Below are 21,387 nucleotides of genomic sequence, written 5' to 3'. Positions count from 1 at the left end.
TGCCTACTGCGACTTCCTACTTCAACCCCTTCCTCCGCTTCAATTCCCGCTTGATCAACTCAAACTCTCTACTGCTTTGACCTGCAATGGAGGTGTTTTCCGAGGCCCGGCGAGTCAGGTATGGCATTACTTTTTCTACAGGACCGTATGGCACATACTTAACCACTCGATAGCCTCCCTTCGCTAAATTGAAAGAAATGTTATCACTCATTCCATAAAGCTGAGAAAAGAAAACCCGATCCGAATTAGGATCAATTCCATGAAGGTTCATAAGTTCGGTAAGCTCCAAGTTACTTTTTTCATTATGCGTAGCACAGACCAGGGAAATCCCATTTTCCACACAAAACTTAATGGCGGCATCGTAATCCCTATCGCTGGCTTCCTTATTCGGTTGAATTGGGTCAGGATAGCCCATTTCTGATGCACGCTCGCGCTCTTTTTCCATATAGGCTCCGCGCACCGGCTTTGCACCAAGCAAATATCCTTTAGAGGCGGCAAGTTCAGCGGCCTTTTTCAGGCGATCCAAGGAGTCGTGGCGGTACATCTGATAGGTATTGTAGACCACACAGCGCTCTTTGTTATATTTTTCCATGGCCTCATAGGCCAAGTCATCAATTACATTTTGGAACCAACTTTCCTCTGCGTCCACCAGGATTTTCAATCCCAAATCATGGGCAGTTTTGCAAAGGTGATCCACTCTGCCTTTCATTCGGTTAACTGCTACTTGCTCTTCACCGGTAAGCGGTTCACGGTTTTGGATTTTAATCATCAAATGATAATCCCCCAAACCAGTCGTCTTAAAAACCCCAAAGGGCATGTAATCCGTCTTCGAGGATTCAACCAAAGTCTGATAAATCTCAGCAGAGGTAGCATCAAAACTCGCCTCATCTCCTTTACCCTCTACTGACAAGTCCAAAATGGAATGAACTCCAAATTTGGCAAGGTGCTTACAGGCTTTTACACTCTCGGCGATGGTTTCGCCACCGCAAAAATGACCAAACATGGTTTTTTTCATGATTCCTTTGACAGGAAACTTGAGCTTGAAAGCTAGGTTTGCCAGGCCAATACCCAAGTCTGAGATCAGATTATTGTTGAGTGTGGCAAAGATCAGGTACATTTTCCTGAGTTCTGTGGTACTTTTAGAAGCAAAGGCTACTTCCAGATTTTCAAAAGAGACTTTGGGTATGACAGGCATATCACTCAAATAAGGTGGCAAAGATATCAAAAAAACCTCTCCAAAAGGGCTTTTGTTCGGGTATTTGAACTGCAGAATAGTCATGATGAATTGAATCATAAATCAAAGAATCTGTACAATCCATTTAAAGATGTAACCTCTAACTCCAGAAAATTATTTATGAGTAACCATCCAACGAAAACTCAAAACCAATTTTCCTTTTACTAAACAATCAAGGATGGAATAGAAAGAAGTTGAAAATTATTTTTACAAATGATTATTTATTTTTTTGATCCAAAAAAGAAACAAAATACTGTTTAGCCTAAAAATCATCGCTCATTTAGAGAAAAATCAAAGAAAACGACCAAGATTTACTTAAAACCTAACTAAAGGGCGAAAAAATAATTTTGTTTTTAAATTTGAGCCTTTTACTTTTGAAACATGTTAATCACAGCAGCGATCTATTTTACCTTCTTTTACTTTTACTTTCGAAGCCAAAATCGAATCGGAGCCGTGTATATGCTAGCCAAAAACTAAAAGAAAATAAAACACACAAAAGCCCGATTCGAAAGAGTCGGGCTTTTTTCATTTAAACCGCTCAAATCTATGAAGCCGCACAAACAAATTAAAGACTGGGGAATGGGATTAACCGCCCCACTGATCATCGCAGGTCCTTGCTCTGCCGAAACTCCGGAACAAATCGGGCAAATCTGTAAAGAGATGAAGGAAGCCAATGTGGTTCCTCATCTTTTCCGTGCAGGAATTTGGAAACCAAGAACCAGGCCGGGGTCATTTGAAGGTGTCGGCGAGGAAGGTTTGAAGTGGATGGAAATTGTCCGTCACCACCTGAATATTCCCATCACTGTTGAAGTTGGAAACGCTTCACACGCCGAACTGGCTCTTAAGCACAAAGTTGATGTGCTCTGGATTGGTGCCAGAACAACGGTCAATCCTTTTGCAGTTCAGGAAATTGCCGAAGTACTTCGTGGAGTAGACATTCCTGTGATGATCAAAAACCCGATGAATCCGGATTTGGAACTTTGGATGGGCGCATTGGAAAGAATGTATGCAGTCGGCATCGATAAACTTGCAGCCATTCACCGTGGTTTCTCAGATGAATACGATAAGCGTTATAGAAACAAGCCAAATTGGTCTATGCCCATTCATCTGAAGCGTGAGTGGACAGGAATGGAAGTAATCAACGATCCTTCCCACATCGTAGGACGCAGAGACGGTTTGTTGGAAGTTGCTCAAAGTGCGATGAATTTTGGGCTGGATGGTCTGATGATTGAGACCCACCATGATCCTGACAAAGCATGGTCAGATGCCAAACAGCAAGTGACTCCTGCAAGATTGAAAGAAATGATCAGTTCCGTTGACTTCAAAACGCCACTGGAAAATATGAAGCCGGATGAAAAGCTTCAAGATCTTCGTCGTGCTGTCGATCACATGGATGATCAATTGTTGGACATTCTTCAGGAAAGATTTGCAGCCATCGATCAAATCGGAGCGCATAAGCGTGAGCATCATTTGACTGTTTTCCAGTCTGATCGCTGGAAAGAAGTGATGGAAAGTCGCACCAGAAAAGGTGTCGCCAAACACCTGAGTGAAAAATTCATGAAAGAATTGCTGTATTGCATTCATGAGGAATCCGTAAAGCGCCAGGAAAAACAATTGCGCGAGGCTGAGCCAATTAAAAAATAAATCTGCACTCAAACCTGGAAGGCAGCCTCTCTTGGAGACTGCTTTCTTTACCTTTAGAATTCCAACAAATCAGGTCAAACCGTGGATTCCATCATTTTCACCGCTGAAGCAAAACAAGCGCTTTCAAGAGTTTTAACTCAGTTGTCCTTTTCAAAATTGGCTGTCTTAACTGATCAAAATACTCAATCTCTGTGTTTGCCAATCGTGAGCTCATTCTTGCCTAAAGACACAATTTTCATCAGTGTTCGGTCGGGCGAAGTTCAAAAAAACCTTGAAACCTGTACTGAAATTTGGTCTCAAATGACCGATGCTGCACTGGACCGAAAAGCCTTGATGCTAAACCTAGGTGGTGGTGTGATCACGGATATGGGAGGGTTTTGCGCCAGCTTATACAAGCGCGGAATTCGCTTTTTAAATATGCCTACTACCCTACTTTCGCAAGTTGACGCAAGTGTGGGTGGCAAACTGGGGGTGGACTTCAATGGACTCAAAAACCACTTGGGAGTATTCAATGAACCGGAAACGGTCATCATTGCCCCTGAATTTTTGAAGACTTTGCCCCTAGCAGAACTTCGATCCGGTTATGCTGAAATTTTGAAGCACGGACTGATTCGGGATAAGTCTTATTTCAACAAACTGAAAACAACTAATTGGGAATTCCAAGATTGGGAAAGTCTGATCATTCATTCCGTAGGAATCAAAAAAGCCGTAGTGGAAGCTGATCCAAAAGAAGCAGGTTTGCGAAAAATCCTGAATTTCGGGCACACCATCGGGCATGCCTTCGAATCCTACTTTTTGGATACCAAAAATCATCTTTTGCACGGTGAGGCGATTGCCCTTGGGATGATCTGCGAAGGATTTCTTTCCTTTGAAAAAAACGCCTTCAGTTTTGATGAACTGGATCAATTGACCAAAATAATGATTCAGATCTATGGGAAGGTCGAATTTTCAGTAAATGAGCTAAATCCAATCCTGGATCTTTGCCTGCAAGACAAGAAAAACGAAGGAAGCTCCTTGCTTTTTTCCCTCCTAAATTCGATCGGTGATTGCGCCTACAATATCCCCGTCAATCGTGATGAAATCAGGGAAGCAATCATCTATTATCATAATCTTTAAACGGCCTGAGCCTTGACTACTCAAACCATGACTATCCTTCGCCTAAACCAAAAAAGCGAATTTACCCCTTCCAGAATACCGCTTCCCTCCTCCAAAAGTGAATCCAATCGCGCTCTGGTGATCGATGCGCTGACCGAAGGTGAAAATAAACTGACTAATCTGGCCGAAGCTCGCGATACGCAGACGATGATCCGCTTGTTGGAGAAAAATCCTCCGGTTTTTGATGTACTGGACGCAGGAACGACGATGCGGTTTTTGACAGCATTTGCGGCGGTTACCAATCAGAAAAAAGTCATGACCGGAACCGCGCGGATGTGCGAGCGGCCGATTGGAATTCTAGTAGATGCCCTGCGTACTGTTGGTGCAGAAATCCACTATTTAAACATCGAAGGTTATCCTCCATTGGCAATCCATGGACTTCCCAAACAAAAATCGGATAAAGTCAAAATTCGCGGGGACGTATCCAGTCAATATATTTCAGCCATGCTGATGATCGCCCCTATTTTGCCCCAAGGATTGGAAATCGAGTTGGAAGGAAAAGTAGGAAGTCGGACTTACATTGAAATGACCCTCGACCTGATGACCCAATTCGGGATCAAGTACACCTGGGAAGAAAACAGAATAAAGGTTCCTCACCAAGTCTATCAGCCCACAACTTATGCAGTCGAAAGTGACTGGTCAGGCGCGAGCTATTGGTTTAGCTTATTGGCCTGTGCAGATTCGGGAGCGCTTTTTTTGGAAGGATTGAAAGAAAACAGCCTGCAGGGAGACTCCAAGATCGTCGAGATCATGGATCATCTCGGAATCAAAAGCACATTTGAAAAAGGCGGCGTTTTACTCAAAAAACAAGCGGTGAAAGGACTGAAAAAATGGGATTTTACCCATTGTCCTGATCTTGCCCAGACGGTTGCAGTGACTTGTGCAATTCTTGGTCAGAATGCAATTTTCACAGGTTTGGAAAGTTTGAAAATCAAGGAGACTGACCGAATCTATGCCTTACAGCAGGAACTGGCCAAGTTCAATGCGGATTTGAAAGAAATCGAACCGGAAGTTTACCAGGTGATTCCGTCTGTCACGATGCCTCGCAAAGTTCAGATTCACACCTACGACGATCACCGAATGGCGATGGCTTTTATGCCACTTTTGACCAAAACAGCTGTATTGATTGAAGATCCTGAAGTAGTCAACAAATCTTACCCAAGTTTCTGGAAGCATTGCGAACTGCTGGCCATTTCCATGGAAAAACATATTGAGTCATGAGTTTGAAAATAGCTATTCAGGGCATCCCGGGTTCCTTTCATCATCAGGTTGCCTTAATTAATTTCGGTCCTGAAGCTGAGATTCTGGCATTCAATACCTTTGAGCCCGTCGCCAAAAGTGTCGCCTTAGGCGAAGCTGATTTTGGCGTGATGGCCATCGAAAATTCCATTGCCGGAGCCATACTCCCCAATTATGATCTGATTGACCGCTACGAATTGAGTATCCGGGATGAGTTTTATCTGCCGATTGCGCATCAGTTTATGGCCCTCCCCGGTCAAAAAATCGCGGATATTCGGGAAGTCCGCTCACACCCCATGGCACTTTTGCAATGCAGAACTTTTTTGGCCCAGAATCCTCATATTCAGCAGTTTGATGATGTGGATACAGCTTCAGTTGCCAAGCGAATTGCAGAGGAGAAACTCACCGGCACCGCAGCCATTGCGAGTGAAATTGCGGCCGAAATTTATGGTTTGGAAATTCTGACCAGAGATATCCAAGCCATCAAAGATAACTTCACCCGTTTCATCATTTTGCAAAAAGAAAACGGCATCTCTGAAACAATTCCGAACAAAGCATCTTTCAAAGTAACCATCCGAAATCAAATAGGCGGCTTGGCTAAATTATTGACTATGATCGCTGAAAAAGGGCTCGATTTAAGCAAAATACAATCTATCCCAGTGATCGAAAAACCCTGGGAATATGCCTTTTTTATCGATGCGGAATTTAAAGATTACCTACAATTCAAAGAAGCAATGCAACTGATTAAACAGGATTTTGGAGGAGTGAAAATTTTCGGAGAATATCTAGGCAGAAAGGCATGAAGGGATTTTCAGATCGAGTAGAAACAGTTCAGGAATACTATTTTTCAGCCAAACTGAGAGAGGTAAATCAATTAATAGCTGAAGGGAAACCAGTGATCAATTTGGGGATTGGAAGCCCCGATTTGGCTCCGGACCGAATGGTCATTGATGCGCTGAAAAGTACTGTCGAACATCCGAGGGCTCATGGTTACCAAAATTATCAGGGGATCCCGGAGCTACGGATTGCCATGGCGGAGTTTTACGCCAGAGAATATCGAGTTACATTAAATCCCACCAAGGAAATTCTTCCCCTGATGGGCTCAAAAGAAGGCATCATGCATCTCAGCATGGCTTTTCTCAATCCCGGTGATCAGGTCTTGATCCCTGATCTAGGTTACCCAACCTACACATCAGTCACCAGGCTGCTTGGGGCTGAACCTCTTTTTTACAGCATGGACTTGGCGAAAAAAGGAAAACCAAATCTTGAAGCGCTTGAAAAACTGGACCTCAGCCGTGTCAAAATCATGTGGATCAATTATCCCCACATGCCCACCGGAGCGACAGGAAGCAAAGAAATTTTACGGGAATTGGTGGCATTTGCAGAGAAGCATGACATCGTTATCCTTCATGACAATCCATACAGTCACATTCTTAATCCGGAACCCCTAAGTATTTTGGCCATTCCCGGAGCCGAGAAAGTGGCACTGGAACTGAACTCCCTCAGCAAAACTTTCAATATGCCCGGCTGGAGAATCGGCATGCTTTGCGGAAGGGCAGACTGGATCGAAGCTGTCCTCAAAATTAAATCAAACATGGATTCGGGAATGTTTCTCGGCCTTCAAAAAGGTGCTGTTGCCGCCTTGAGCTTGGGAAAAAACTGGTTTTCTGATCTCGACGAACAGTATCAAAACCGACGAAAACTGGTTTGGAAAATGGGTGATCTTTTAAATTTGACCTATCCTAAAGACACAAGCGGATTGTTTGTCTGGTGCAAAGTGCCGGAAGGGAAATCTGCCGATGAGTTGGTGGACTACCTGCTTTACGAAAAAAATATCTTCATCACACCGGGAAGAGTCTTTGGACCTGCAGGCGAAGGATACGTTCGAATTTCGCTTTGCATGCCTGAATTCAAAATACTGGAAGCTATCAATCGCATAAAATCATAACGAAAATGAAAAAAATACACATCATCGGGCTTGGACTTTTGGGAGGTTCCTTTGGTCTTGGTGCAAGACTGAAATTCCCCGAACTAATCATCACAGGTACTGATTCCAATCCTCAGAACCTCAAAGATGCACTCACTTTAGGAATCATTACCGAAGCCAAAGAAACCCCTGATAAAGATACTGATTTGGTAATTTTGGCTACTCCAGCCGATACCTTGGGAAAAATCCTGATTGACACCCTGAATCAAGTCGGTGAAAACACCTTGGTTTTTGATGTGGGTTCGACCAAATCTAAGCTATGTGCAATGATGTCTGATCATCCCAAGAGAAAGCAATACCTCGCCGCCCACCCGATCGCCGGAACGGAATATTCAGGCCCAAAAGCCGCAATGGCAGATCTTTTAAACAGAAAAGTATTGATCATCTGCGAACTGGAAAAAACCGATTTGCATCTCAAAGAAAAGGCTTATCAATTGTTTGATGCGCTTAATGTGAAGTTGCGATTCATGGATCCTGAGGAGCATGACAGGCATTTGGCTTTTGTCTCTCATTTGTCACATATTTCTTCATTTATGCTTGGAGAAACTGTTCTTCAAAAAATGGCAGATGAGAAAAACATTTTCGATATGGCAGGTTCGGGTTTTGCATCGACAGTTCGATTGGCAAAATCCAGTCCTGCGATGTGGGCTCCGATTTTCACGGAAAATAAGGAGAATATCCTCAGTGCTTTAGATGGGTATATTTCCAACTTGAGTGCATTCCGAGACAAAATCGCAAATGACGACAGCAAAGGCCTTTTTGAGGAAATGGCTGAAATCAATAAGATTCGGGATATTTTGGAGTTAGGAAAGTAGTTGATTTCGGATTTCAGAATTCGGATTTCGGATTTCGGATTTAAGACCACGAAGAGATTCATGGTTTTTCTTTTGTGTCCATTTCCCGCAGATCTAACGCTGAAAAAGTCGGGGATGGTCGCGGATTTTCTCATGTTTACTTTGCAAATTCTACCATCGTGAGTGTCTCACGGCTTTTCAAAAAAAAGAATAAAAGTGAGTGATGACACTCACTTAGGCGACAAAATGATTTGAAATTCGAGATTTGAAATTTGAGATTTAATTGAGAACCACGAAGCAATTCGTGGTTTTGCATTTGTGTCCATTTCCCGCTGATCTCCCGCTGAAAAATTCGCAGATGGTCGAGGATTTTCTCCTGTTTACTTTGCACATCCTGCTATTGTGAGTGTCTCACGGCTTTTCAAAAAAAAGAATAAAAGTGAGTGATGACACTCACTTAGGCGACAATTCCAATAACGACAAAAGGAAAATTTGATACTCAAAGAAAAAAATCTGCGCTATTCAGCGAATTTTTCTGCGCCGATCCGCGGGAAAAATAAATCCCGAAAAGCCTTAACTTCCTTCCTAACTTGCACTAAGAATATCTATGCAACCAAAATCAACCCACCTATGAAACCTATTCTGCTCTCCTTTTTCCTCCTGTTTTCATTCGGAGCATTTTCCCAAGAATCCTGGACCACCATCCAACCCAAGACCGAGGCCACTTCCCGTCACGAGAGTTCCTTTGTGGAATGTGATGGTAAACTTTACGCCCTTGGCGGTCGTGGAGAACGGCCTGTGGATGAATATGATCCCAAAACCAATTCCTGGACCAAGCTGGCAGATGCACCGATGGAAATCCACCATTTTCAGGCTGTTTCTTATAAAAGTGAAATTTGGGTTGTTGGCGCATTGACAGGAAAATATCCTCATGAAACCCCAATTCCAACTATTTTGATTTTCAACCCCAAAACCAAAACCTGGAGAGATGGCCCAAAACTTCCTGAAAACAGAATGCGTGGTTCGGCAGGAGTTTTTGTCAGAAATGACAAAATCTACATGGTCTGCGGAATTCAGGATGGACACTTCGATGGGTTTGTCCGCTGGTTTGACGAATTGGATCCGAAAACAGGCGAATGGAAATCACTTCCAAGTGCTCCCAGAGCCCGTGACCATGTGAGTGCGGCATTGGTCGGGGATCGACTATATCTTGCCGGAGGCAGAACGTCCTATGCCAAAATCGGGAAAGTATTGGAGCTGACTAACAATGAAATCGATTATTACGACTTCAAAACATCTACCTGGACTACCATCGAAACAGAAATCCCCACTCCCAGAGCCGGTAATTCGAATCTCGGGATCGGACCATATTTGGTAATTATCAACGGCGAAAGTCAAGCCCAAACTCCGGCCCATGCAGAGGTCGAGGTATTGGATACCCGAACACACACTTGGAGCAAATTACCTAATTTGACTCAGGGAAGACATGGGACCGGTGTGGCATTCTTGGGTGGAAAAATCTACGTGCATGCAGGTTCGGCCAATCGAGGCGGTGGCCCGGAGATCAATACAATGGAAGTGATTGAGTGGAGGAAGTGATTGCGGATTTCGGATGTCGGATTTCGGATGTCGGATTTGGGATGTCGGATTTCGGATGTCGGATTTGGGATGTCGGATTGGATGTCAGATTTTAGTTTGAGGCTGTGAAATTTTTGATTTGGGATATTTTGAATTGGCGAATTTTAAGTGATTAAGAATTTCCAGGATTTTATTAAATTAATCTTGATAAATTTTATTAAATCTTTAGTCCAATACTATGAAAGAGCAGCTAAAATTGAGATGTAAGGTTTTTGCTTTGAGCGTGATAGAAATGACTGAAGGGCTAGCTCGGAAGAACGCAACTTTTCCAATTTGCAATCAAATAATCAGGTCTTCGACATCGATTGGAGCAAATTATAGAGCTGCACTTCGGGCAAGATCAAAGGCTGAATTTTTGTCAAAACTTGGAATCGTTGAAGAAGAAGCGGACGAAACACTTTATTGGCTGGAATTAATTAAAGATTCAGGCTTGGGTGAAGCTTCGGTTATAGATCCGATTTGGAAAGAATGCAATGAGCTACTTTCTATTTTTATAGCAACAATTAAGACTTCAAAGGAAAATCAAAAATCTTCCAGAAATCCAATTAATAAATCAAATACTTAGGCAGGGACTTTAAAATGTGAAGGGAACAATCCGAAATCCCATTTCCGAAATCCGAAATGTTAATTTTTCCAAATTCAGATCAAGTATTCACTAATCCTGTAGCTCTTTCATTTCTGGTTCGTCTTTTGTCTATACAGCACTGAAAACTCATAAAACTATGAAACGAATCCTGATTTTATTCTTGGCCTTTGCGATAGCCTCACCCCTTTTTGCGCAACAAATCCAACAAGTCCCACTGATCGAAGTGGAAGGATATGCTGAGCGCAAAATTGCCCCCGATGAAGCGGTTTTTTCCATAAATCTGGAAGAAAAAGCTTTTAAAGTCCCTGATGCAGTAAATGCTTTGAACAAGAAAACCCAAGCACTGTCGGATGCATTGAAAAAGGCAAAAATCAGAGATTATAAACTGGTGGCTGATAATTACTCCGTCGATGTGAATCGCGTCTATCAAGGCGGTACTAGCAGAGACGACGGTTACGTGGCCCGACAAAGCCTGAGAATTGTCACATCGGTAACCAATGAGGATTTGCAAAAAATCGTCAGTGCAATCCAAAACTCCGGAGACATGAGTTACAATCTTCATTTTGGAATTGCTGAGACTACTCGAAAGTCGCTTGAAAATGCACTTTTGACAGATGCATTGAAAGACGCTGAAGCGCGGGCCATGCTGATCGGAACCACACTGTCTATCCGAGGACTGAGGGTATTCAGCGTGACAATGGAGCCTAATTACAGGCCTCAGCCGATGTACAGCATGAATGCAAAAGTAGCGATGGCAGAATCAGCCGATATGCTAGTTGAAACTGACAATCAGACGCTCACCAAGCGGGTTTATGTGAAGTATACCTATTGAACAATCGCTAAGTTTACAGTAATCAAAAAGCCTGGCAAAATAGCCGGGTTTTTCTTTTTTCTGTTACCCTTTACCAATGAAAACTTGATCAGCGGTTTTTAGCTTCTAGCACTTTTTCAGCAACTTAGTGGCCTTTATCATCCAATCCTAAATGAAATCTATCTTTTACTTCCTTCTTCTTAGTCTCATCAGCTTAGCCTGTACTCAAACTGATCCGATCGTCGGTCAAACAGAAATCACCAAATTCCAAGGAAATAAAAAAGGAGCCATCTCCGTCACCTACGATGATGGCATTGTAAACCAATTCACCATTGCCAAACCCATCATGGATAGCCTTGGGCTACCTGCTACTTTTTATATCATCACGGGAAAAGTGGAAGGTTCGGGCAAAGGAAAATTCATCGGACGAGACCCAAAGGAAATCATCTCCGAGACCGCAAGGATCAAAACTGATTCCACCAACTTTTTCGAGCGGGCCTCTTTGATTGCCTTCACCGGTAGCAGCGAGGCTGAAGACTATCATGCACGCGCAGGTTCGCTTTTTGAGCAGGGGAAAGTAGCCGAGGCACATGCGTTGATCGACGAAGGCTACGCCAAAATCCGAAGAGGCACAATGAAAAACACCAATGATGTCGTTTTTCACAACAATGCCGAAGATACCACTACTTGGGAGCAGTACAGATCCTACTCGGCCCAAGGTCATGAGATTGCTTCCCACACCGTCACTCATCCCCGATTGGCAGCTTTGGATGAGGTTAACATGCTTTATGAACTGGAGCAAAGCAAAGCTGACTTGCTCAAATTTATTGGCGCTGAATCCACCTTCAGCGCAGAGGGGCCTTATGGAACAGAAAACGAACGGGTAATGGAATTTGCGCATAAAGTCTATCCTTCGCTTCGCAATAGAATGCCCGAAGATTGGCTGGAAGAAATCAACCGTGGCAGCAAAATGACGCCGGGAGAATCCACCAAAGAATATGTACAATGGCAACGTGGGCCGGTGACTCGCATCGACATCACTCAGATGAAAGCTTGGGTAGACACCACCATGTCTCATGACAACAACTGGCTGGTGCTCGTTTTTCACGGAATCGAAAATCTGGGCTGGGAACCAAAAACCAGATCTGAATTGGTGGAGTATTTCTCCTATATGAAGGCAAATGAGCCAAATTTGTGGATTGCTACTTTCCGCGATGTGACCAAATACCTTCGAGAGCGAAAGGCTACACAGGTAAGCACAGTAGTAAGCAAAAATGCAATCACCGTTGAGCTATCTTCAAGTCTGGATCCTGAGACCTATGCTGTCCCATTGACCCTGAAAACCTATGTTCCGGCTGGTTGGACTACGGTACAACTGGCACAAAGCCAAGGTAACGCTAACCTTGAAGTACAAACCGACAAAAAAGGAAGCTATGTGATTTATGAGGTAAGGCCAGGGAGCGCAAAAGTTTCTTTAAAAAAAGGATCTTAAAAAAGCTTGAAAACCTTCTCATTACAGTTTGATATTGGTGCTAAAAGGAGGATGTAAGGGTGCACCCTTACATCCTCTTATTTTTTCTAAGCTAATGGCCTAGGTCTTCTGCTTCAATAGAACTCTAAAACTCGTCCCTACCCCAACTTCACTTTCGACCAAGATTTCAGCACCAAGGCTGTCAGCAAACTCCTTACTCAGCATCAGGCCTATTCCTGTACCCGATTCTCCTGCTGTTCCTTTTTGGGAATTTACACGGTCCGAAAACAGCTTGGATAGAATTTCAGGTTCTATTCCTTGTCCGGAATCAGTGATTCTAATTTCACTCCCATTCGGGTAATCCACCCTGATTTTCCCCCTTTCGGGAGAAAATTTAATGGCATTCATCAGAATATTTCGCACAATGAAACTTAGCCTTTCCCTGTCTGAATGGACTTCAAGTTCAGTTTGGTTTTCATGTGAGAAATCAAGGTTCTTTAGATTTATTTGAGAAATCAAGAGCTCCACATTTTCATTCACCAATTCTCCAAGCTTGAATGTGCTGAGCTGGACTTCCTCCACTCCCATTTGCTCCCGGGACCAGATTAGCAAGTTGTTGAGCATTTGAGAAAGTGAATGCGTATCCCTTGCTATCAAGGGCATGACTTCTTGCAATTCGTCTTGAGAAAGCAACTTTTTGTCCCAAAGCTGAATAATGCTATGCAATGAGGAAAAAGGAGCACGGAGATCATGTGAAATGACCGAAAATATTTTATCCCGAAATTGGTTGGCTTTGGTTAAAGCTTGATTGGTTTCATTCCAGTGGTCAGCTTGAGATTGAATTCGTCTGTTTTGTTCCTTTGCCAGGACATGGGCATTTTCAAGTTGTACGTGCGCGTTTTTAAGTTTTAGATGGTTTTTTTTCTGGAACCAAAACAAAGTCCCAAAAGCAATTAGAAGTAATCCCGAACCTATCAATAATTCATTTCTTCTTCGAAGAGAAAGGTCAAGGTATTCCTGATCCTGAATTAGCTGCTGATTTTCAAGTTCTTTCCTTTCTGTTTCATATTGAATCAGGAGCTCCTCTCGCACTTTTTGGCGATTATCATTAAAAAGGGCTTCATCTGAAGCTTTCTTCACAACCAAATATTCGTAAGCGGCTTTATAGTCATTTTGTCCCAAAGCAGCCGCTACCAAATATTCTGCAGTGGTGGAAATGTAAAAATGCGAACTGGCATCTTTGGCTAATTGATAGGATTTGAGCGCATATTCTTTCACTTTGGCGTAGTCTTTCCCTTGCAAAAAGTAGTTGGAAAGCTCATTCAGCACGTTGATTTTATTTTCAACATCCTGATTGGCTTCCGCAATATCCAAGGCTCTTAAAAGATACCCACTCGCTTTTCCCCGGTCACTCATATTCAGTTCTGCCAACTGAGTAAGTGTATTCACTAAGCCATGACTATCCTTCAGTTCTTCTTTGATTTGAAGGGACTTTTGGAGGTAACTCAGCGCAAGGTCAAGGTCTTTTTGATCTTGATTTTGTGTCCACCGGTCTTTATGATAATTCCCGAGATTGTTATAAATCAAAGACTGGCCCCGAAGGTTCTTGATCGCCAAACCATATACTAAGGCTTTTTGGTACATTTCGGCGGCTTTAGCCATTTCCCCATTTCGGTAATAGACATTTCCGATGTTTAGATTAGACTCCAGCATCCCTGTAGAATCTTTCAAGGCTTCGCGGATTTTGAGTGCCTGAAGGTGCGTTTTCAAGGCATCTTCGTAATCTGACCTGATCAGTTGGGCCACGCCCATGATGTTGAGTGCGTTTCCTTTAATCTTCTCCAAGCCAAGCTTTTCGGCAAACCGGATAGCGCTTTTGGCAAAAAAAATGGCTGTATCCTGATCAATGCCATAATAATGCTTACCAAGGTCATAAAAAAGAACGGCCTTTAGCGAATCGTTTTCGGTTTTGGAAACCAGATTTTGTATACTATCAGGAAAAGCCTGTGGTGATTGAAAAGTGGTCCAAAGGACAAAAAAAAGAACTAACATGCTGAAGAATTAGATTAAATAGGTGATAGGTAAATATGCAGCTATTCAACTTTATTCCACATACCGTTTAAATCGAAAAATGATTTTTTTTTGCGGTTGAGTTGTAAATGCACAACTCAAAACATCAAGACAGCGATAAAAATGACAATCCCAACAGCCAATCCAAGCACAAATACTTCATACGCATTTCGGATTAATTTGTATTTACGATCCAGCACTTTGCCTTGGTAATAAAGTGAAACTGACATATGATCCTGAATGGACTCTTTTTCCAAGAGCATTTTTCGGGTTTCTTCCAAGTAATCTTCCATGGTGTATTTGGCACTTTCTCCAAAAAACATGAGGCTGGATTTAGGTTTTACCTCTTGATTTTTTGCTTTCCCGATAATTGACGGTTTGGCAGCCTGAACGGCAAGCATGGTGGAAGTGAGGATAATTCCCAAGAACACCAAAATAGGGATGATAGTCAGCGGAGAATTTATTTCGATCAATTGAGACATGGAACCATAGCCCAGGATCGCAATTGTAGATGAAATCACCAAGGCATTAATGCTGATGATAATATTCGCCTTGTTGTCCGCGATTTGAAGGAGATTGCAGTTGTTTTTGAAAGTGACGCGATAAAAAGTCTGCCTTTCGCGTTCAGTTTTATCCTTATCCTTTTTTTTCTCCAAAATTGGTTCTTCCATGGGTCGGGGGTATTTTCATTGAAATTAAGGAATATTTCATACCGAGTATCAAGTATTAGGTAGTTTTTCTATGGAAGAGTGTCTAGTCTTTAGGGTTAAGACGATACTTAGGTTTATTCACAGTTGGCCCCGAAAACCACAGATTAATTGCATCTGTGACAATCTGAGCCAACTGTAAGCTTTTTTAAGAAAAGAAGGCAATCACTAGGACTGCCTTTCATTTTTTCAGATTTCTGAATTTATATTTCTGACTTTACTTTCTGCCTACTGTGACTGAATACTGGCTTCGACTCCTGTCATACTGAGTCTTAAATATTCTGCGAACATACAAAATGGAAATGACAGGGTTTTGCACACCAAGTAAGTCAATAAATGTAAAACCACGTTTGATTTAACCTGCGTAAACATAACATCGATCGGAAGGGCGCGGTGGGAGGATTTGCCCCTGCCTGCGGCCATAGCCGTCAGGTTAATGTCATAAGTATCTCTTTTAAGATAGTTTACCCTTCTTTTTTTCAAGGTATAAATTACTGGGAGCAAATCCTTTGAGTTGATTTAAAAGTCAAGCAGTTCTTTGTGATTTTTCAAAGCATTGATTAGATGATCCGATATGTTTTGGATCATCCTGAAGGATTTCCATATACTGCATAACACGTTGTTCTTTTGTAATACTTGTTTTTTTGACCAGTTGAAAATGGTCAGATTAAGAATAATCCAGATCAATTTTCCATAAAGCTGGCATTCAAACCGATGGATTTTTTGGTGTTAAACTCGTCAATGGTAACCAGCGATTTCCAGTTTTTGAAAATCAATTCTATTTGCCACCGTAAAGAATATACTTTCCTGATGTCTTTTCCTTTCAGAATCTCAGGGGGAACATTAGTGACGATCATATTCAATCTGGCCCTTACTTTAAACTTATCAGAAACCTTATTCCCTGTAGACTTTGCTTGTTTTGAGGTTTTTCGAAGTCTTTTCTCATAGGTAGTCTCATCGGCTAGCGAAACCACAAGTCGGGCAGGAATCCTTTCCTTTTTACCCGGAAATACAGCTACTTCCATCAATTCCAACCTATCCTTCTTGAGCTTTTTAAGCAAAGAGTTGATGTCGACCGGATCTTTGGCGTGCTGATCGGAACAGATGTTTACCTGTGGAGTCAACCGATTGAGAAAAAAAGCTTGTGATTTGCAAACCTTGGAGAAAAACGAAAGTGTACAATATCCCATATCCCGAATAAAAAGATAATGCAGTGGCAGAAAACTTCTTTAAGATCATTAAATCAGAGCTGATTTACTAGCTTCCAGTATTGACTAGCGGGCAAACCCAAATCGAGATCTTTGAGTTCATCGAAATCTGGTACAACAAAAAAAGAAAACATTCCTACCTGAATTACCTCACTCCAGAGCAGTTCGGAGAAAAAACAAAAACAAAGGCCGCTTAAAGAAAACAGAACTCGAACTAATCAGGGGGATTTAGAAAAAAATCCCCCTGATTAGTTGAGTAGCCCCGGAGCAGGCGGCATTAGACCAAATCAAAAACAAGCTTAAAAATATTGTCCAGTTTTTTGTAGCAAATCCAGATCCGAAATAGCCAAAATCCGGCACAAAATGGCCCGCAGGTATTCCTTGAGCATTTCCGGCCTCACCAGGTTAAAGATTCTGCGCAGTTTGTAGACGGTGAAGATTAATCCTACATCGGAACTGGCCCGATCCATTCCTTTTTTGGTGGTCAAGATCATCGGATTCTACACTGCTGCTTCATCGTCCCGTAGTTGTGTTCGATGATGGCCTGCCTCCGTTTGTAGAGTTGTTCTTTTTCCCCGACATTCTTTCGGTTGATGTCAATGTAGTCCTGATGTTCTGTTCGCTCTAGTACTCTTCCTCTTCCTTTGGTGTTTTTTGTGCAGCGGTTCAGTACAGGGCATCCTTTACAGTCTTTAGTCTTGAAGTGTTGCACACGGATTGGCCTTGCATTTTTACGGGAAGAACCTCCCAGGTCTTTGTTTTACCAGGTTCCGTTGGTGGACAGCACTGATCCCTGAGGACAGGTGTAAGTTCGGGTTTTTGAATTGAAGTTGAATTCCGACACGTTGTAGGCCGGGTCGGGTGCCATGCTTGAACCGCTGACAGCAGGAATGGCCACGATGGACTCTACGCCGAGTTCAATGGTTGTTTTAATTTCGCTGCCGATATGAAAGCCTTTCTCAAACAGAGCGGTAAACTGATTGGTACCCAGGATGGATTTGGACCGTTGGATCATATTTCCCATGGCCTTGGAATCGTTGTTATTGGTTACTTTGAAGTCAATAGGAATATGATGCTTGGCATTGGTGGTGGACTGGATGTTATAGGCGACTTCGGTGATGTTGTTTCGGATGATCATCTGCCGACTGTCCGGATCGGAAGTGAAGAGCTGCTCCTGATCACTCATGTCCAGCTTTTCATGAAGGGATTCATAGTTGGCCTTGTTGAGGTACCCACAGATGATAGCCTGAGCAGGTCGCCGGGATGGTAAGCGGGGCGACCATTGTCGATAAAGTCCATCTCAAATCCCAAAGTTTTTAAGTCAAGGGAATTGACAAACAGATCGATCAGGCGGGTTTCATTATCAAAATCAAGGGAATCATCCAGGCAGGCGGGAAAAAGAGCGAGCTGAGTTCAGTCAGTTCCTTGGATAAATTTCATATAAAAGGATACAAAAAACACCCTAAAAATCCCATAGGGATAGTTCCTGTTTCTAGTGAAATTTTAAAGGGTTTTTTAGACAGTCTGACGTTAGCAGCAACCCTAGGAGACACTTGAGTACCGAAATATGCCTAAGTTAAACTAGTCGGACGTTATAATATTTTAATCGTATATTTACCGACACAAAAGCACGGGGTGCCTGGTGAAAACCAAGCTGAGATAATACCCGGAACCTGATTTGGATAATGCCAACGTAGGGATGCCAGCTAAGATATTTCATTTTAGGCTCCATTCATTGGCTATTCCAAAGAATGGAGCTTTTGTTTTAAAACACTACTAAAATGGAAATAGAAAAACCAAACTCAGAACTTATTCCTCAAAATGACCAAAATTGGCAAAACCGCCCGGAATGGTTTTTTAATCGTGAACATACCGATACCTACGAACAATGGTACGAAGGAAGATACAAGCGTGCAGAAATCTGGCAGAAAAAAGTGATGGAACAATTAGTTTCAAAAGACAAACGTGTTAAAACATTACTGGAGTTTGGCTGTGGTACTACACGCTTTACACGTTGGTGGAAAGAAATAGGTATAGAAGCCACTGGCGGAGATATTTCGCCTCTTATGCTTTCTCAGGCAGTGCAATTATTTGAAGGCGACCTGGTAATGGCAGATTCACACCAAATGCCTTTTAAAGACCACAGCTTTGATTCACTGGCGTTCATTACCACTTTTGAATATTATAAAAACCCAGTGCAAGTAATTCGTGAAGCCGCACGTGTTGGAAAATATGGTATTGCCATGGGAATGATGAACAGAAATTCTACAAAGGTAGTGAGAAGGAGAGTACAAGAAGTGTTCGGCATGAATCCATTCTATTTGACTGCCACTTTTTATACACCGGCAAAAATTTCCAAAATTATAGACGAGGCATTGAAAGGAAGAGACTATTCCATTGAGTGGACTTGTACCGGGCTTCCAGAATGGTTTCCTGTTCAGCAGTGGAATTTACCCTTGGGTGATTTTTTTGGCTTGTACATCACCCTAAATGACGTAAAATAATGAGGGATAAACTTGGAAAAATAGATCAGCATCTATTCGGGCAATTTATCAGCAATAAATGTGGCTCTCATAGAAATGAAGTAAGGATCGGTCCTGAATTTGGTGTAGATGTTTCCATTGTAGATTTGACCGGAGAAATGGCAATGGCTTTAACCAGCGATCCGCTAACACTTATTCCAAGCCTTGGGCTGGAAGAATCAGCCTGGCTATCTGTTCAATTGATGGCAAACGATATGGCAACAACGGGCTACGCGCCTATGTACGGACAATTTGTTTTAAATTTACCGGCAGGTTTTTCAAAATCAGATTTTCAAATTTATTGGGACTACATTCACCGCTTTTGTTCTAAAATTGGAATTGCGATTACTGGCGGGCATACTGGTTTTATTGAAGGACAAAATTCGACCATAGCAGGCGGTGGTACTCTTATCAGCATCGCACCTAAAAATAACCTACTGGTTTCAAAATATGCAAAGCCAGGCGATGTTATTTTAGTGACTAAATCCTGCGCTATCTCCACAACTGCAATTCTAGCAATGTGTTTTCCTGAAACCGTTAAAAATAAACTGGGAACAGAAAAACACCAACAAGCATGTGCCACTTTTTATAATACCTCTTCTCTTGAAGATGCTCTTGCCGCTGTTGGGAAAAATCACGAACACAAAGACATAACAGCCATGCACGATGTAACCGAAGGAGGTGTTATGGGTGCTATTTATGAAATAGCAACGGCATCAGGCAATGGTGCATTTATTTATAATGACAAGCTACCCATTGGCCAGTTACAAAATGACGTTTGCAGTTTGTTTTCTTTAGATCCCCGGAACTGTATTGGTGCTGGTTCTATGATCATCACGTGTAAACACGCAGCTGTAAGTACTGTTATCAATCGTTTAGCAAAAGAAAAAATTACCTGTACTGCAGTTGGTGAACTAGTTGAAAAACATAAAGGCATTCATCTTATTACCAATGAAAAAGAAAGTACTGTAATCTATAATGAAAATGACCCTTACTGGGCAGCCTACTTTAAAGCACTTCATTCAGGATGGAAATGATCAATATGGCAAATAGAAAAATAGGCTCTGGCATTTATTTAGTCATAGACCCAGCAATGGATGAAGTTACTCTGCTTAATAAATTGACGCTCTGCTTAAAAGAAAAACTTTTGGCAATACAGATTTGGGATAATTTTAAAGACAAGCAAAATATAACTGAACTCATCAGAAAAATCTGCGAATTATGCCATGCTAAACATATCCCGGTATTAATAAACAATAAATGGGAGCTGCTAAATAACTCCTTATTGGATGGTGTTCATTTTGATAAAATTCCCGAAAATTATGCTGCTATTAAAGAAAATATCAATAAACCATTCCTAAGTGGGCTTACCTGTACTAATGATTTAACTTTAGTAGAATGGGCAAGTGAGAACAACCTCGATTATATTTCCTTCTGTTCTATCTTTCCGTCAAATACGGCTAACAGTTGCGAACTTGTGAATTTAAGTACCATACACCAGGCCTCAAAGCGCTATTCTTTACCGATCTTTTTAGCTGGTGGTATTAAGCCAGAAAACATAGACCAATTAAAAGAACTTAACTATGCCGGAATTGCTGTAGTATCAGGTATTATGAGTACAGACAAGCCCGATGAATCAATAAAAAATTATCAGGAACAATTAAATAGTATATAAACATGAACACTAAAACAATAAATAAACTTTGCTGTCCATTTGATAAAGCAGATCTTAAGCTTACAGAAATTACAAATGACATAGGCGGAAATATTCTGGAAGGGTTTTTAGTTTGTAATAACTGCAAACGATTATATCCCATAGTAAAGGGCATACCAATTATGAGCCCGGACGAATACCGTGAGTTTAAATTTGAACAACCCTTGCTAGAAAGATGGCAGAAACATCTAAAAGGACAGACCTTTGAAAATTTTCGACTTGTAGATTCTAAACCCAATGAAGAATTAAACGTATCCCTCCGAGGAACTACATCTTGATGTGCTTTGCTTTATGAGCTAAAGTTGCGGGATGAAAAAGACAAGTATTGAAACCTACTATGAGCTGTTTTACAGATGGCAGCGATCAGGATTGAGTAAAGCTGCTTTTGCGGATCGAGAGGGGATTTCAAAAGTGAGTTTTTATTCTTGGTGCAAAAAGTTTGAAACCAAAACCGATTCCCAGGATACCTCCACTGGATTTACCAGAATCGAATTGGCTGAGGCTACTGCTCAGCTAGCAGTGGCCAAGATCAACTATCCAAGCGGAATCAGTGTGGAGCTTCTTGGACCCTTGGATCCCGATCGGATCAAGGCTTTGTTGTTCTGAT

The 21,387-nt window shown here is 42.0% G+C and carries 23 protein-coding genes and 1 riboswitch; of the genes, 16 read left to right on the top strand and 7 right to left on the bottom strand.

The window, feature by feature from the left end; genetic code table 11:
* Positions 1–16: 16 nt before the first annotated feature.
* Positions 17–1,195, bottom strand: a complete 1,179-nt coding sequence (locus tag BLQ81_RS20095; protein WP_092734325.1) for a proline dehydrogenase family protein — start codon at positions 1,193–1,195, stop codon at positions 17–19.
* A gap of 585 nt (positions 1,196–1,780) precedes the next feature.
* Between BLQ81_RS20095 and BLQ81_RS20090 the strand changes: the two genes are divergently transcribed.
* From BLQ81_RS20090 to BLQ81_RS20040, 10 genes are all read left to right on the top strand, one after another.
* A complete protein-coding gene (locus BLQ81_RS20090; protein ID WP_092734322.1) occupies positions 1,781–2,878 on the top strand; it encodes a chorismate mutase in 1,098 nt (365 codons plus the stop codon).
* An 81-nt stretch (positions 2,879–2,959) separates the two neighbouring features.
* Positions 2,960–3,994 (top strand): 3-dehydroquinate synthase, encoded by a 1,035-nt coding sequence (gene aroB, locus BLQ81_RS20085; RefSeq protein ID WP_092734319.1) that lies wholly within the window; start codon positions 2,960–2,962, stop codon positions 3,992–3,994.
* A gap of 27 nt (positions 3,995–4,021) precedes the next feature.
* Complete coding sequence (locus tag BLQ81_RS20080; protein ID WP_092734316.1) at positions 4,022–5,254, top strand: 3-phosphoshikimate 1-carboxyvinyltransferase; 1,233 nt, start codon at positions 4,022–4,024, stop codon at positions 5,252–5,254.
* Positions 5,251–6,075, top strand: a complete 825-nt coding sequence (locus BLQ81_RS20075; protein ID WP_217636694.1) for a prephenate dehydratase — start codon at positions 5,251–5,253, stop codon at positions 6,073–6,075. The genes BLQ81_RS20080 and BLQ81_RS20075 overlap by 4 nt, the downstream gene beginning before the upstream one ends.
* Positions 6,072–7,220, top strand: a complete 1,149-nt coding sequence (locus BLQ81_RS20070; RefSeq protein ID WP_092734313.1) for a pyridoxal phosphate-dependent aminotransferase — start codon at positions 6,072–6,074, stop codon at positions 7,218–7,220. The genes BLQ81_RS20075 and BLQ81_RS20070 overlap by 4 nt, the downstream gene beginning before the upstream one ends.
* A gap of 5 nt (positions 7,221–7,225) precedes the next feature.
* Positions 7,226–8,074 (top strand): prephenate dehydrogenase, encoded by an 849-nt coding sequence (locus tag BLQ81_RS20065; RefSeq protein WP_092734310.1) that lies wholly within the window; start codon positions 7,226–7,228, stop codon positions 8,072–8,074.
* A 609-nt stretch (positions 8,075–8,683) separates the two neighbouring features.
* Positions 8,684–9,652 (top strand): Kelch repeat-containing protein, encoded by a 969-nt coding sequence (locus tag BLQ81_RS20055; protein ID WP_092734342.1) that lies wholly within the window; start codon positions 8,684–8,686, stop codon positions 9,650–9,652.
* A gap of 217 nt (positions 9,653–9,869) precedes the next feature.
* Positions 9,870–10,256, top strand: coding sequence for a four helix bundle protein (locus BLQ81_RS20050; RefSeq protein ID WP_092734304.1), 387 nt, complete (start codon positions 9,870–9,872; stop codon positions 10,254–10,256).
* A gap of 157 nt (positions 10,257–10,413) precedes the next feature.
* A complete protein-coding gene (locus BLQ81_RS20045; RefSeq protein WP_092734301.1) occupies positions 10,414–11,109 on the top strand; it encodes an SIMPL domain-containing protein in 696 nt (231 codons plus the stop codon).
* Between the two features lie 151 nt (positions 11,110–11,260).
* Positions 11,261–12,580 carry a polysaccharide deacetylase family protein gene (locus BLQ81_RS20040; protein ID WP_092734297.1) on the top strand — a complete coding sequence of 440 codons (1,320 nt, stop codon included), beginning with the start codon at positions 11,261–11,263 and terminating at the stop codon, positions 12,578–12,580.
* Between the two features lie 99 nt (positions 12,581–12,679).
* Here the strand turns inward: BLQ81_RS20040 and BLQ81_RS20035 are convergent, their stop codons facing one another.
* The 3 genes from BLQ81_RS20035 to BLQ81_RS20025 all read right to left on the bottom strand — a co-directional run bounded on the left by BLQ81_RS20035 (position 12,680) and on the right by BLQ81_RS20025 (position 16,535).
* The gene (locus BLQ81_RS20035; RefSeq protein WP_092734294.1) at positions 12,680–14,611 is read right to left on the bottom strand and encodes a tetratricopeptide repeat-containing sensor histidine kinase; all 1,932 of its coding nucleotides are present in this window, start codon (positions 14,609–14,611) and stop codon (positions 12,680–12,682) included.
* Positions 14,612–14,727: 116 nt separating this feature from the next.
* Complete coding sequence (locus BLQ81_RS20030) at positions 14,728–15,300, bottom strand: Pycsar system effector family protein (RefSeq protein ID WP_092734291.1); 573 nt, start codon at positions 15,298–15,300, stop codon at positions 14,728–14,730.
* A gap of 719 nt (positions 15,301–16,019) precedes the next feature.
* Entirely contained in the window at positions 16,020–16,535 is a 516-nt protein-coding gene (locus BLQ81_RS20025; protein WP_262481066.1) for a transposase, read from the bottom strand.
* A 71-nt stretch (positions 16,536–16,606) separates the two neighbouring features.
* Between BLQ81_RS20025 and BLQ81_RS23210 the strand changes: the two genes are divergently transcribed.
* Positions 16,607–16,741 carry an IS3 family transposase gene (locus BLQ81_RS23210; protein WP_092734285.1) on the top strand — a complete coding sequence of 45 codons (135 nt, stop codon included), beginning with the start codon at positions 16,607–16,609 and terminating at the stop codon, positions 16,739–16,741.
* A gap of 102 nt (positions 16,742–16,843) precedes the next feature.
* On the opposite strand, the gene BLQ81_RS20015 is transcribed toward BLQ81_RS23210, so the two are convergent.
* The 3 genes from BLQ81_RS20015 to BLQ81_RS20005 are packed head-to-tail and all read right to left on the bottom strand — an operon-like array spanning position 16,844 to position 17,730.
* A complete protein-coding gene (locus BLQ81_RS20015) occupies positions 16,844–17,032 on the bottom strand; it encodes a hypothetical protein (RefSeq protein ID WP_139183687.1) in 189 nt (62 codons plus the stop codon).
* A gap of 2 nt (positions 17,033–17,034) precedes the next feature.
* The gene (locus BLQ81_RS20010) at positions 17,035–17,295 is read right to left on the bottom strand and encodes a transposase (protein WP_092734279.1); all 261 of its coding nucleotides are present in this window, start codon (positions 17,293–17,295) and stop codon (positions 17,035–17,037) included.
* Positions 17,296–17,304: 9 nt separating this feature from the next.
* Positions 17,305–17,730 carry a hypothetical protein gene (locus BLQ81_RS20005; protein WP_092734275.1) on the bottom strand — a complete coding sequence of 142 codons (426 nt, stop codon included), beginning with the start codon at positions 17,728–17,730 and terminating at the stop codon, positions 17,305–17,307.
* Between the two features lie 435 nt (positions 17,731–18,165).
* Positions 18,166–18,261: riboswitch (TPP riboswitch) on the top strand.
* 64 nt (positions 18,262–18,325) lie between these two features.
* Between BLQ81_RS20005 and BLQ81_RS20000 the strand changes: the two genes are divergently transcribed.
* The 5 genes from BLQ81_RS20000 to tnpA are packed head-to-tail and all read left to right on the top strand — an operon-like array spanning position 18,326 to position 21,386.
* Positions 18,326–19,048, top strand: a complete 723-nt coding sequence (locus BLQ81_RS20000) for a class I SAM-dependent methyltransferase (RefSeq protein ID WP_092734273.1) — start codon at positions 18,326–18,328, stop codon at positions 19,046–19,048.
* Positions 19,048–20,103, top strand: coding sequence for an AIR synthase family protein (locus BLQ81_RS19995; protein WP_092734270.1), 1,056 nt, complete (start codon positions 19,048–19,050; stop codon positions 20,101–20,103). Before BLQ81_RS20000 ends, BLQ81_RS19995 begins: the two co-directional genes overlap by 1 nt.
* 5 nt (positions 20,104–20,108) lie before the next feature.
* Positions 20,109–20,741: a thiamine phosphate synthase gene (locus BLQ81_RS19990; RefSeq protein ID WP_245693324.1), complete on the top strand. Its 633-nt coding sequence runs from the start codon at positions 20,109–20,111 to the stop codon at positions 20,739–20,741.
* A 2-nt stretch (positions 20,742–20,743) separates the two neighbouring features.
* A complete protein-coding gene (locus BLQ81_RS19985; protein ID WP_092734264.1) occupies positions 20,744–21,058 on the top strand; it encodes a Trm112 family protein in 315 nt (104 codons plus the stop codon).
* Positions 21,059–21,089: 31 nt separating this feature from the next.
* Positions 21,090–21,386, top strand: coding sequence for an IS66 family insertion sequence element accessory protein TnpA (tnpA, locus tag BLQ81_RS19980; protein WP_092734261.1), 297 nt, complete (start codon positions 21,090–21,092; stop codon positions 21,384–21,386).
* The last annotated feature ends 1 nt before the right edge of the window (position 21,387 follow it).

Source organism: Algoriphagus alkaliphilus (genome assembly GCF_900103735.1).
Lineage (GTDB): Bacteria > Bacteroidota > Bacteroidia > Cytophagales > Cyclobacteriaceae > Algoriphagus > Algoriphagus alkaliphilus.
Note: the sequence above shows the minus strand (reverse complement) of the source record. Positions and strands in the feature narration are given on the sequence as shown.